Genomic DNA, 12740 nt, shown 5'->3' on the forward strand with positions numbered 1-12740 from the left:
ACTTTCATGATATCTCCTGAGCGTGGGAAAATTACTGGCGCAGATTGTAACGGAATTCTGCCCCCGTGTACCCTTAAGCTTAAAAAAAGCTGGGACATATCGCTAGTCCGGATGAAAAATCCCGATCACTTGCTCATCTTTGCGAACATGCTCGCGGGCCTCTTTATCCGCCTCGCGCATCTGATGGCCGCACTTAATACACTCAACAATATCGACATTATTCTCGCGCCACATTGCCAATGTGTCCTGCGCCTGGCAGGCCGGGCACTTTGCGCCCGCGATAAAACGTTTACGTATCGCCATACATTTAACCTCTATTCAAACTCGTCCCAGCCATCAAGCTGCCGCCGCTCCTGCTGCATTTCACGCTGGAAAATCTCTTCCAGCTCGCGCCGCGCCTCACGACTGCGGGAGATCTGCTGTGTATCAGTATGCACCACCGGCATCAGCTCGCGCAGCATTCGCATATCGAGACGGCGGAAGTGCAGCTGCGCCCGCAGCGCCTGGTGCGGGTGCATGCCCAGCGATACCAGCGCCTTGCGTCCCAGCTCCAGCGCACTGGAGAAGGTCTCACGGGAGAACTGCGTTACGCCCGACTGGAGCAGCTCGTGGGCCTCGAAACGTCCCCGCGCCCGGGCGAGGATCGCCAGGTGTGGGAAGTGCTGCTGGCAGATCGCTACCAGCTTCATGGTGTCTTCCGGCTCGTTGCAGGTGATGACGATCGACTCCGCTGCCTCCGCGCCCGCCGAGCGCAGCAGCTCTATCTGGGTAGCGTCGCCATAGTAGACCTTGTAACCATATTTCCGCATCAGGTTAACCGCACTGATATCGCGCTCCAGCACGGTGATGCGCATCTTGTTAGCCATCAGCAGGCGGCCAATCACCTGGCCGAAGCGGCCAAAGCCGACAATGATCACCTGCGGCTTATCATCCTCAACCCAGGGTTTCTCACCCTCCTCATCCGGCGTGTTAAAGCGCCGGGAGAGTCCCTTATCGATGCCCTTCATCAGCAGTGGCGTGGTCATCATCGACAGGGTGACCGTCACCAGCAGCAGCGCCATCTGATCGTTATGGAACAGTCGCTGCGAGGAGGCGGTAGAGAAGAGCACAAAGGCAAACTCTCCGCCCTGGCTAAGCACGCCGGCGAACTGCATCCGCTCCGAGCTTCTCAGGCCGTAGAGGCGCGCCAGCAGATAGAGCACCGTGGTTTTCACCGCCACCAAAATAGCGACCGCCGCGATGACCCACGGCAGGTGGGTATAGAGCACGCCCAGATTCAGCGCCATCCCTACTGAGATAAAGAAGAGCCCCAGCAGCAGCCCCTTGAAGGGATCGATTGCCGACTCCAGCTCATGGCGGTACTCGCTCTCTGCCAGCAGCACCCCGGCGATAAAGGTGCCGAGCGCCATCGACAGCCCCAGCGCGTCCATAAACAGCGCCGAGCCGAGCACCAGCAGCAGCGCGGCGGCGGTAAAGACCTCGCGCACGCCGGAGCCGGCAATAAAGCGGAACACCGGGCGCAGCAGATAGCGGCCGCCCACCAGCATCCCGGCGAAGGCGATCACCTTCATGCCGATCTTGATCCAGTCGAAGTGCTCATCGCCGCCGCCCGCCAGCAGCGGCACCAGCGCCAGGGCCGGGATCACCGCCAGGTCCTGGAACAGCAGCACCGAGAACCCCAGCTGTCCAGCTTCGCTGCGGTTCATCCCCTTGTCGCGCATTAGCTGGAGCGCCATCGCGGTAGAGGACATCGCCAGGCCAATACCGCCAATGACCGCCGCCTGCCAGGCGAAGTCGGTCAGCATCAGCAGACCGGCGAGGATCGCAGCGCTGAGCAGCACCTGCGCCGCCCCAACGCCAAAGATCGACTGCCGCAGCTGCCACAGCTTCGACGGGTTGAGCTCCAGACCGATGATAAACATCAGAAACACGACGCCCATCTCAGAGAAGTGGAGGATCTCATCGACGTCGCTGATAAATCCCAGCCCCCATGGGCCGATGGCAATGCCTGCCAGCAGATAGCCCAGTACCGCGCCAATGCCCAGCCGGGCGGCTAGCGGCACGGCGACCACGGCGGCAAACAGAAACAGCACGCCTGCCAGCAGCAGATCGGTTCCGTCCATTAGCGACCTCCCGTCGCGGTAGGTGATGCCAGCCAGTCACCGTAGGCTCGGGCATGGCTTGCCAGCGCCTCTTTCGGCTGGCGGCGCGCCCAGTAGACAATATAGGGCGTCATCCACTGCATGCGGCACATGGCCGCCGTCAGCTCAAAGGGACGCAGGATATCGCTAAGCGGATAGCGATTAAGGCCGTCGTAGCGGTAGGCGCTCTCCGGCTCGCCGGTGGTGATCACGCAGCGCCAGCGCTTGCCTGCCAGCTGGTTGCCTCCCGGTCCGCTGGCGAAGCCGCGGGTCAGGACGCGATCGAGCTACTCTTTGAGCAGCGCTGGGCAGCTGTAGGTGTAGAGGGGAAACTGAAAGACGATCACGTCGTGCTCGCGCAGCAGCGCCTGCTCGCGGGGAATATCGATAAAAAAGTCTGGGTAGTGCGCATAGAGATCGTGTACGGTCACATTGTGCAGCTGCATTGCCGGCTTAAGCAGGACCCGGTTGGCTACTGAGTCCTGGGATTCCGGATGGGCATACAGCAGCAGCACTCTGGCTGTCTGGGACATCACTCCCCTCCCGGTTCTATTTTTGTATATCGTTGTCGTTTCGGGCTACCATTGCGCCCCAGTGCGGCATTATAGGCGCACCCCACATTATCATAATGACAAATTAACATAGTCTGAACATACGGCGCTCTATGATTGTTTTCTCCTCACTACAAATTCGTCGCGGCGTGCGTGTCCTGTTGGATAACGCCACCGCCACCATCAACCCCGGCCAGAAAGTCGGGCTGGTGGGTAAAAACGGCTGCGGGAAATCGACCCTGCTGGCGCTGCTGAAAAATGAGCTGACTGCCGACGGCGGCAGCTTCACCTACCCCGCTAACTGGCAGCTGGCGTGGGTGAATCAGGAGACCCCTGCCCTCAGCGAGCCTGCCATCGACTATGTTATTGATGGCGATCGTGAGTATCGCCAGCTGGAGGCCCAGCTGAATGACGCCAACGAGCGCAACGACGGTCATGCCATCGCCACCGTTCACGGCAAGCTCGACGCCATCGACGCCTGGACTATCCGCTCTCGCGCCGCCAGCCTGCTGCACGGGCTGGGTTTCTCTACCGAGCAGCTTGAACGGCCGGTAAGCGACTTCTCCGGCGGCTGGCGTATGCGCCTCAACCTTGCCCAGGCGCTGGTCTGCCGTTCGGACCTGCTCCTGCTCGATGAGCCGACCAACCACCTCGATCTCGATGCGGTGATCTGGCTGGAGCGCTGGCTGAAGAGCTATCAGGGGACGCTGATCCTCATCTCCCATGACCGTGACTTCCTCGATCCGGTGGTAGATAAAATTATCCATATCGAACAGCAGAACATGTTCGAGTATACCGGCAACTACAGCTCGTTTGAGCGCCAGCGCGCAACCCGTCTGGCGCAGCAGCAGGCCACCTACGAGAGCCAGCAGCAGCGCGTGGCGCATTTGCAAAGCTTTATCGACCGCTTCAAAGCTAAGGCCAGCAAGGCCAAGCAGGCCCAGAGTCGGGTGAAGATGCTGGAGCGCATGGAGCTTATCGCCCCGGCGCACGTGGATAACCCCTTCCACTTCAGCTTCCGCGCGCCGGAGAGCCTGCCCAATCCGCTGCTGAAGATGGAGAAGGTGAGCGCAGGCTACGGCGATCGCACCATTCTTAACTCGATCAAGCTCAACCTTGTTCCTGGCTCGCGCATTGGCCTGCTGGGGCGCAACGGCGCGGGTAAATCGACGCTGATCAAACTGCTGGCGGGCGAGCTTGCCCCTACCAGCGGCGATATCGGTCTCGCGAAGGGCATCAAGCTTGGCTACTTCGCCCAGCACCAGCTGGAGTTCCTGCGGGCGGATGAGTCGCCGTTGCAGCATCTGGCCCGCCTTGCCCCTCAGGAAGCGGAGCAGAAGCTGCGGGACTATCTTGGCGGCTTTGGCTTCCAGGGCGATAAGGTCACAGAGAACACCGAACGCTTCTCCGGCGGTGAAAAGGCCCGGCTGGTACTGGCCCTGATCGTCTGGCAGCGCCCTAACCTGCTGCTGCTTGATGAGCCAACCAACCACCTGGATCTCGACATGCGCCAGGCCCTGACCGAAGCGCTGATTGAGTTTGAGGGCGCGCTGGTGGTGGTGTCGCACGATCGCCACCTGATCCGCTCCACCACCGACGATCTCTACCTGGTCCACGACGGCAAAGTCGAGCCGTTTGACGGCGATCTGGAGGATTACCAGCAGTGGCTGAGTGACGTGCAGAAGCAGGAGAGCCAACCTGCCGATGCGGCGAAGGAGAATGGCAACAGCGCCCAGGCGCGGAAAGACCAGAAGCGCCGGGAAGCCGAACTGCGTACCCAGACCCAGCCGCTTCGCAAAGAGATCGCCCGTCTGGAGAAGGAGATGGAGAAGCTCAACGCCCAGCTGGCGAAGGCCGAAGAGAAGCTTGGCGACAGCGGCCTGTACGATCAGAGCCGCAAGGCCGAGCTGACCGAGTGTTTACAGGCGCAGGCGAGCGCGAAGTCGGGCCTGGAGGAGTGTGAGATGGCGTGGCTTGAGGCACAGGAGCAGCTTGAAGGCATGCTGCAAAGCGAGTAGCGCTATGGAGATCGCCAGCGACATCACCTTCCGCAAGCTGACCATCTTCATGACCTTTATGGAGAAGGGCAACATCGCCCGCACCGCCGAGGCGCTGGAGATCAGCGGCGTCAGCGTCCACCGGGCGCTGCACACCCTGGAGGAGAGCGTGCGCTGTCCGCTGTTTGTGCACAAGGGACGTAACCTGCTGGCGCTGCCCGCCGCCTGGACGCTGCTGGAGTATTGCCAGGAGGTGACGCAGCTGATGGCCCGCGGCCTCGAGGAGACGCGCAAAACGGCGGGCGTCGGCCAGGGTCGGCTGCGCGTCGGCACGCTCTACTCGCTCACCCTGGAGACGGTGCCGCACCTGATTATGGGGATGAAGCTGCGGCGGCCGGAGCTGGAGATTAACCTGACGATGGGCTCCAACGACATGCTGCTGCAGAAGCTGGAGGATGGCGAGCTGGATGCGATCCTTATCTCGCTCTCTGACAACCAGGTTGATCTGGTCCAGTTCGAAGTGCTGCCGCTGTTTCACGACGACATCTTTCTGGCCGCACCGGCCTCCGCTACCCTCAATACCGGTGAGCTGGCCGATCTGCGCGACTACCGCCAGCAGAAGTTTGTCTCGCTGGCGGAGGGGTTTGCTACCTACGCCGGATTCCAGGAGGCGTTTCACATCGCCGGGTTTGAACCTGAGATCGTCACCCGTGTGAATGATATCTTCTCAATGCTCAGCCTGGTGCAGGCCGGGGTAGGCTTTACCCTGATGCCGGGGCGGATGAAGAAAGTCTATGAAAGTTCGGTACAGCTGCTGAAGTTGGCCCAGCCGTACCAGATGCAGCAGCAGATCGGCATTGTCTTTGCCCGCAGCCGCGAGCACGACCCCAACCTGCTGGCGCTGGCCGCCGAAGGGCGCATGTACGCCCGCAGTTTGCCGACGTCGTAATACCGTAGGCCCGGTAAGCGTAGCGCCACCGGGCAATAAAACATTATCGGGCGAGACGCTTCGCCAGGTGCGCAACCACTTCCGGCCCGCTGCGCTCAAGAGAGACTGTCTCCCCTTCCCACGCCGCCTGACGGGTTAAGCAGGTCAGAATGCCGCCCGGCGGCATCTCAATAGCCAGCCGCGCCTCGCGCTCGTTGGCGGCAATCACCGCCTCCTGCCAGCGCACCGTCCGCGCCATGTTCATCGCCAGATCGTCCGCAATGCGCTCCGGCTGCCACAGTACGCGGGCGGTGCTGCCGCTGAGGTAGGCGCAACGCGGTCGGGAGAGCCTCACCTGGGCAAAGGCCTGCGCCAGCTTCTGCGCGGGCGCATTCAGCAGCTCGCAGTGCGACGGCACGCTCACCGCCAGACGCTGAGCTTTCGTCGCCCCTTTCGCCAGCGCCTGCTGCGCCACCTGGGCCATATCCTCATCGCGCCCGGCGATAACGATCTGCGTCTCGGCGTTGAGGTTAGCGATATAGGTGCCGCTGCCGTCAACCAGCGCCTCCACCTGCGTCAGGGTCAGGCCCATGATCGCCGTCAGGCCATAGCCGTGCGGGTAGGCCTGCTCCATCAGATCGCCGCGCAGCGCCACCAGGCTTAACGCATCGTTGAACGCCAGCGCCCCGGCGATCACCGCCGCCGGGTAGGCACCAATCGACAGGCCGCTAACCAGATCCGGTTCAATGCCGCGGCGCTGCATCTCTCGCGCCCAGGCGACGCCAGCAATCAGCAGGGAGAGCTGCACCGCACGGGTATGCTTCAGCGCCTCAGGGCTGTCGAGGGTATCGGCCTCCGCGCCCAATACTTCACGCGCCTCGGCCATCTCATGACCCGGCAGATGTTGCAGCATGCCGGGACGCTGGGTTCCCTGTCCGGGAAAGGTAAACAGAGTTTTCATCAATCCTCCCTGCGCCAGGGATCGCTGACAAGGCGTGGGCCCCGGCTGGTTTTAAGCAATACGCGCCCATCGCGCAGCCATTCGTTGAGGGCAAAGCCGCCGTACGGGGTATCCACTTGGGTATCCACCCGGCACAGGGCATGGTTCAACGGCGTCTGCCAGCGGAGCAGCAGCGCGCGGGAGAGCGGCTGCGGGGCGCGGATCAGCAGGTCAAGGTCGCTGCTGGCGTGGATCACCGGAATGCCAGTAGCCAGGGCATAGCCGCTGCTGCCGGTGATGCCCCAGACCCACGGCCACGCCTGCTGGGCGAGCTGCAACGCCACCTGCACTGGCGGCTGGGAGATAAACGGCGAGCGCAGCAGATCGTTACTGTCCACCAGCTGCTCCGGGGAGACCACCCGCACCACCTGCGATGCGTGGGTCCAGCCCGCTGCGCGCTGGTCGCGGCGGATACCTCGGACGCCAACCGGAATGCGCTCCTCGTCCACATCACGCCGCACCACCACCGGTAAATCAGGATGCCAGACCGTCTCCACCCAGGGTTCATCAACCCCGTCGAGAGCCTCGCGGTTTGTCAGCCAGATAAGATCGTGGGGGCGCAGCATGGTCATAGTTACATTCCTGAAGTCAGCGAGATAAACAGCGGCAGCGACAGGATACACAGTACGGAGCTTAACAGCAGCACGGCTTCTGCATCCGGAGACTGCACGCCAAAGCGGTTACCGAACACCACGCCGAAGAAACCGGCTGAGAGTGCAATCATCAGAATGGCGGTGATCGCCACGGAGCCGGAGAGGCCGAGGGCCAGCACGATACCCCAGGCAATCGCCGGTTGGATAAGCAGTTTGGCAATCGTTGACGTGATCACCATGGTGTTAATTTGCAGCTTCCGCGCGGAGAGGATCACCCCGGTCAGGAAGAGCGCTGCCGCCGTGGCGGAGAGGCCCAGCGGTTTAATCGCCGCCAGCACCAGCTCCGGCATTTTGATGCCAATCGCGGAGAGGATCACCCCCAGCAGCGGCCCCATGACGATCGGTTTTTTAATTGAGCGCCACATCAGCACCGGCAGCATGGAGAGCGTAGAGCCGCTGTTGTTGCCTTCGGCACGCGCTTTTTCACGCTCCAGGATCAGCAGGCAGAACGGGGTCATCAGCACGGAGCCGCAGGCGATAGAGACCGCCACGGAGAGTGACGTTGACGGGCCTTCACCCAGCACGCTGCCCAAAATCGGCAGGCCCAGTGCGGCGTAGTTCGGCAGCGCAACGGTAAGGGTCAGCACGGCGGCATCCTGCGGCGACTTTTTAAAGACTTTTGTCGCCAGGAAGTAGATCGCGGCATAGGTGATCCACATCGCCAGGGTCAGGACCAGAATCAGCGGCGACTGGGCGACAATGCCGGTCCACGGGGTCTGCACCGTGGCGCTAAACAGCGCGGCGGGCAGGGCAAAATCCATCACGAAGATATTGAGCAGGGAAACATTTTTATTATCAACCATCTTTGCTTTGCCAGCCCAGAATCCCAGCAGCATGATGATAAAAATCGGTGCGAGAGCATGAACAATTACGTAAGTCATAAAAAATCACCTGTGGTTAAAAGTTTTAGCACTGGCGCGATGATTATTATTTTTTCAGGGCGTCGTTCTCCTCGCGGGCGCAGCGAGTGCGCCCACGGGGACTTACCTCTGGCAGGTCTCTCTTTTCTTACCAGCTCGCTTTCATGCGCTCGCGCACAAGAAGGGAGCTATGGCGGTTGTCAGCCCCGAGACGGTTTTTCAGCGTACGGTCCTGACGAGCGTCATGGATGGCCTGTTGCAGAGTGCTGTGCACCTGCGCCAGATCGTTATCGGTTGGCGCATCGGGATTGCTAATATCCAGCAGATTGGCCAGCAGCCCGAGGGTAGCGTAGTTATCGATGTCGTAGGCCATCGGCGGAATGGTCGCCGCCAGCTTCTCCAGCGCCTCGACGGTACGCAGCGTAATGCGCGCCGCGGACTCTTTGCCCATCGCGTGGATCAGGACACCTTTATCGTTGAAGGCGATCAGCCGGTTTGCCTGGTAGCCGTGGGCCAGAAACGCCCCGGACATCGCTTTCCCGACGATCAGCCCAATCACCGGATGGCCCGCCAGCCGTGCGTTGGCATAGGCCGCAGCGGCCCCGGCCAGCGCCTGATGAATACCAAACGCCTCTTCACGGCGGCCATAGGCCTGGCTTGGCACATCGATTATCGCCACAATCGGGCGCTTAACGGCGCTGTCGGCATCCAGGGCGATGGTTTCACTCACCACCTTCGCCAGGGTCCACCCCTCCAGCAGCCCGACTTCACCCTGGGCGGCGCGAGGATAGTGGTTGTGGGCATCCGGAACCACGGTAATGAAGCGCACTGCTTCCCCGTTAAGCTCGCCGTCAGCGGCCTGAACGGACGGACACAGTCCTGCAAGACGTGTGGCATTGGGCGCGAGTTTTTCCAGCCATAACGCGCCGCGGCTTATTGAATGACTCATTATTTCTCCTCCCGGGCAAAGAGCGCGTTGATCTGCTCAGCATCAGCCTGTTTTGCCGTATCGAAATGGCTCAGGCGATCCAGATACCAGGCGTAGTTGTCGGTACGGTGCTTAGCCGGAACGCCTTTGGCGATAGCGTCGTTCATCGCGCCTTTTACGGCGTTGATGCCGTCGCCCACCAGCGCATCCACCAGCCCGCTCTGATAGCGGACCTCACCGCCGGTCATGCTCCAGATAAACGGCCGGTCGCGAGAATCGTACTCGGCAATGCCGGCTTCCTGCTCAATAACCTGCGGGCCGTTCAGGCCGAGACGTGCCTCACGGGTAACAATCAGGTAGCTACAGAGCGCCGCGGCAATGGACATCCCGCCGAAGCAGCCCACCGTACCAGCCACAATGCCCACCACCGGGGTGTAGCGGCGCAGATCGACAATCGCCGCATGGATATCAGCAATCGCTGCCAGGCCGAGGTTAGCTTCTTGTAAACGTACCCCGCCGGTCTCCAGACAGAGCACCGCCTGGGTAGGTATACCGTTGCGGTTATCTTCCGCCGCCAGCTCCAGCGCCGCCGCCATTTTTGCGCCTGACACTTCGCCCATGCTGCCGCCCTGGAAGGTCCCTTCGATAGCCACCACCACGGCGGGCTGACCGTTGATAGTCCCTTTAGCCACCACCATGCCGTCATCGGCCTGCGGTACGATGCCCTGCGGCCCCAGCCACGGCGAGATAATGCCTTCAAACGGATCCAGCAGCTCGCGGAAGCTACCCTCATCCAGCAGTGTACGCGCGCGCTCACGCGCTTTCAGTTCGATAAAGCTACGGTCATCACGCATGGCTCACCCCCTCAAATACCTGTTCGATACGAATGCGTGCCACGCCCGGCGTTGCGCCAAAATCGTGAATAACCAGCTTGCCCGCAGGCAGCTCGCTTACCACGCCGAGGCGGTTAAACAGCGCCTCCCAGCGGGCACGGCTGTTGTCTACGGAGGTGGTGATATCAATAGTCAGCGTCTCGCCCGGCGCGGCGGTGAATAACACCTCCATATCGCCAGAGCCGACAACGCCTGCCAGCGCTTTGCCGCTTAGCGTGCGGCTGGCGGGCACAGAGATTGTGATCTGTTCCATAACATCCTCTTAATGCTGTAAATAGGGCGATTCGACACGGTCAAGAAACAGGGTCGCAGCGAGCAGATCCGCTGCGCCACCCGGCGAGGCGTTGAGCATCAGCATCTGACGATCTAACCTCGCCAGCGCCTGCTGCCCGGCCAGCTGCGCGGTGCCGCCTGCGTTGAGTACGGCACGTGCGCCAAACTGCATGGCCTCAAGGCCTTCCATCCCGGCGCGTGAAAGTACGCAGGTGTCGGTCAGCGACGTCATGATCGCCATCAGCGCATCGAGCCTGGCCTGCGTTTCGCTGCTGCCGTTCAGCCGGCTCTGCCGCAGCTGCGGTAAAGCGTGCTGCATGATGTGCGGGAACCCCTGCTGAGCCTCTTCACGTGCACCCGGCACGCGATAGCGATGCGTAGCGCGAAGTCCTTTGCTAAAGATCTTCGGGGCAGCGTCATCCGGCAGCATCGCCAGCGCTGCGGCGGTGTCGGCAATGGCCTGTGCGTTTTCCGCGCCACCGAGCATCGCCACCGCGCTGACCAGCAGCCCCAGCGCCCAAATCGCACCCCGGTGGGTATTCACGCCATAGGTGGCTGCCATCATCTGCTGCTCGCCTTCGCGGCCGAGTCGTCCAATGGTTTGTCTAAGCGCAATATCCGCTGGCCGCTGCCAGCTCTGCTGCGCCAGGGCCTGAAACGTCGGGGTCAGGCTGCGCGCCGAGCGCTCCATCAGCGCTAACGACAGGTCGTGATGTGCGCCGTTTCCCCGGCTGTCCACAAGTCCGGGCTTCGGGCTTAATCGTGCTTCGTCAATCAGACACTGGGTGGCGGTATGCGCCAGCCACTCGGCACCGCCTGTAACCTGAATTTGTGGCAGATGTTTCATTACCAGCTCCGGAATTTCGCAGGTGGGTTGTAGAGGCCGTCTGACCACTCGACCAGGTCAGCCACGCTGCCTGCCGCCAGCAGAGAGCGGGTGGCATCGGAGCGGCGAATCCCCATATCTTCCGGGTAGAGCACCTTGCCGCTTTGACGCAGCGCAGCGACGCGCTTAGCATCAACGCCCAGACCGATGTCGGTGATCCCAGCCACTGCGGCAACCATCGCCCGGCGCTCCTCCATGCTCTCGGCGCGCCACAGGTGAGCCAGACCCTCTTCGGTCAATACGTGGGTCACGTCGTCGCCGTAGATCATCACCGGTGCCAGCGGCATGCCGGAGGCTTTTGCGACCTCAACGGCGTCGAGCTTCTCAACGAAGGTCGGTTTCACCCCGGCCTGGAAGGTCTCTACCATCTGCACCACCAGTTTTTTACCGCGCTGTAGCGGATCCGGTTCGGCAATCATGTTGAGCCACGCCGGGGTAGCGTGACGGCGGCCGTGAGGATCGTGGCCCATGTTTGGCGCCCCGCCGAAGCCGGAGAGGCGGCCCCGGGTTACCGTTGAGGAGTTGGCATAGCCATCCACCTGCAACGTTGAGCCGATAAACATATCTACCGCATACTGGCCAGCCAGCTGGCAGAAGGCGCGATTCGAGCGCATTGAGCCGTCGGCCCCGGTAAAGAAGACGTCAGGACGGGCGCGGATATACTCCTCCATCCCCAGCTCGCCGCCGAAGCAGTGAACGCTCTCCACCCAGCCACTTTCAATTGCCGGGATCAGCGTGGGGTGCGGATTCAGGGTCCAGTGCTTACAGATTTTGCCCTTCAGGCCGAGCTGTTCCCCGTAGGTGGGCAACAGCAGCTCGATAGCGGCGGTGTTGAAGCCGATCCCGTGGTTCAGGGACTGCACCTGGTGCTCGGCGTAGATGCCTTTAATCGCCATCATCGCCATCAGGATATGCTCCTGCTTGATCAGGCGCGGATCGCGAGTAAACAGCGGTTCGATAAAGAACGGCTTGTCGGCCACCACCACGTAGTCGATCCACGAGCCGGGGATATCGACACGGGGCAGGTCGGACTCGTCATCTACCAGCTCGTTGACCTGCGCAATGACGATACCATCATGGAACGCCGCGGCCTCTACCAGCGCCGGGGTATCTTCGGTGCTTGCCCCGGTGTAGAGATTGCCCTTACGGTCGGCTTTAAAACCGGCGATCAGCGCCACGTTCGGGGCCAGGTCAACATAGAGGCGTGAGTAGAGTTCGATGTAGGTGTGAATAGCGCCGATCTCGAGGAGATCGTCCTCTAACAGCTGCGAGATGCGCAGGCTTTGTGTCCCGGAGAAGGAGAAATCCAGCTTACGGGCGATGCCCTTTTCGAAAATATCGAGATGCTCGCTGCGCCCAACGCTTGGCATGATCATATGCAGGTTGTGCACTTTTTGCGGATTGACCTCCGCCAGCGAGCGGGAGAGAAAGTCTGCCTGCTTCTGGTTGTTCCCCTCGAGAACCACCCGGTCGCCCGGCGCAATCAGTTTTTCCAGCATGGCGACAAGGTCGCCGGTCGGCAGTACCTTGCCCTGCACCGGTACAGAGTCCAGACGGCGCTGCTTCTCAGTGCGTCGCGTGTTCCATACCCGCGCTGGCTTTTGCCCAGATAACATTATTAACCTCCTGA

Annotated in this window: 12 protein-coding genes and 1 pseudogene; 2 read left to right on the forward strand and 11 right to left on the reverse strand. The window is 61.5% G+C overall.

Annotated features, from left to right (window positions below):
* Positions 1–102: 102 nt before the first annotated feature.
* The 3 genes and pseudogenes from RTP97_RS14340 to kefG form a co-directional block, all read right to left on the reverse strand.
* Positions 103–303: a YheV family putative zinc ribbon protein gene (locus tag RTP97_RS14340; protein ID WP_312211924.1), complete on the reverse strand. Its 201-nt coding sequence runs from the start codon at positions 301–303 to the stop codon at positions 103–105.
* 11 nt (positions 304–314) lie between these two features.
* The gene (gene kefB, locus RTP97_RS14345; protein ID WP_312414787.1) at positions 315–2123 is read right to left on the reverse strand and encodes a glutathione-regulated potassium-efflux system protein KefB; all 1809 of its coding nucleotides are present in this window, start codon (positions 2121–2123) and stop codon (positions 315–317) included.
* Positions 2123–2674, reverse strand: a pseudogene (kefG, locus tag RTP97_RS14350) (glutathione-regulated potassium-efflux system ancillary protein KefG). The gene kefB and the pseudogene kefG overlap by 1 nt, the downstream one beginning before the upstream one ends.
* Before the next feature lie 131 nt (positions 2675–2805).
* Here kefG and RTP97_RS14355 point away from each other — a divergent pair.
* Together RTP97_RS14355 and RTP97_RS14360 are read left to right on the forward strand one after the other, a co-directional pair.
* Entirely contained in the window at positions 2806–4710 is a 1905-nt protein-coding gene (locus RTP97_RS14355) for an ABC transporter ATP-binding protein (protein WP_312414790.1), read from the forward strand.
* Between the two features lie 4 nt (positions 4711–4714).
* The gene (locus tag RTP97_RS14360) at positions 4715–5638 is read left to right on the forward strand and encodes a LysR family transcriptional regulator (protein WP_312414792.1); all 924 of its coding nucleotides are present in this window, start codon (positions 4715–4717) and stop codon (positions 5636–5638) included.
* Between the two features lie 43 nt (positions 5639–5681).
* Here RTP97_RS14360 and mdcH read toward each other — a convergent pair whose 3' ends face one another.
* The 8 genes from mdcH to mdcA form a co-directional block, all read right to left on the reverse strand.
* Complete coding sequence (mdcH, locus tag RTP97_RS14365) at positions 5682–6578, reverse strand: malonate decarboxylase subunit epsilon (protein WP_312414794.1); 897 nt, start codon at positions 6576–6578, stop codon at positions 5682–5684.
* Positions 6578–7189: a malonate decarboxylase holo-ACP synthase gene (locus RTP97_RS14370; RefSeq protein ID WP_312414797.1), complete on the reverse strand. Its 612-nt coding sequence runs from the start codon at positions 7187–7189 to the stop codon at positions 6578–6580. Before RTP97_RS14370 ends, mdcH begins: the two co-directional genes overlap by 1 nt.
* 2 nt (positions 7190–7191) lie before the next feature.
* Complete coding sequence (locus RTP97_RS14375) at positions 7192–8151, reverse strand: AEC family transporter (protein WP_312414800.1); 960 nt, start codon at positions 8149–8151, stop codon at positions 7192–7194.
* 127 nt (positions 8152–8278) lie between these two features.
* Positions 8279–9079 (reverse strand): biotin-independent malonate decarboxylase subunit gamma, encoded by an 801-nt coding sequence (gene mdcE, locus RTP97_RS14380; RefSeq protein WP_312414802.1) that lies wholly within the window; start codon positions 9077–9079, stop codon positions 8279–8281.
* Complete coding sequence (locus tag RTP97_RS14385) at positions 9079–9912, reverse strand: biotin-independent malonate decarboxylase subunit beta (protein WP_312414804.1); 834 nt, start codon at positions 9910–9912, stop codon at positions 9079–9081. Before RTP97_RS14385 ends, mdcE begins: the two co-directional genes overlap by 1 nt.
* A complete protein-coding gene (gene mdcC / locus RTP97_RS14390; protein WP_312414806.1) occupies positions 9905–10204 on the reverse strand; it encodes a malonate decarboxylase acyl carrier protein in 300 nt (99 codons plus the stop codon). The genes RTP97_RS14385 and mdcC overlap by 8 nt, the downstream gene beginning before the upstream one ends.
* A gap of 9 nt (positions 10205–10213) precedes the next feature.
* Positions 10214–11071, reverse strand: a complete 858-nt coding sequence (locus tag RTP97_RS14395; protein WP_312414808.1) for a triphosphoribosyl-dephospho-CoA synthase — start codon at positions 11069–11071, stop codon at positions 10214–10216.
* Positions 11071–12726: a malonate decarboxylase subunit alpha gene (gene mdcA / locus RTP97_RS14400; protein ID WP_312414811.1), complete on the reverse strand. Its 1656-nt coding sequence runs from the start codon at positions 12724–12726 to the stop codon at positions 11071–11073. The genes RTP97_RS14395 and mdcA overlap by 1 nt, the downstream gene beginning before the upstream one ends.
* Positions 12727–12740 lie beyond the last annotated feature (14 nt).

This window comes from Pseudescherichia sp., from assembly GCF_031998825.1.
Taxonomy (GTDB): domain Bacteria; phylum Pseudomonadota; class Gammaproteobacteria; order Enterobacterales; family Enterobacteriaceae; genus Pseudescherichia.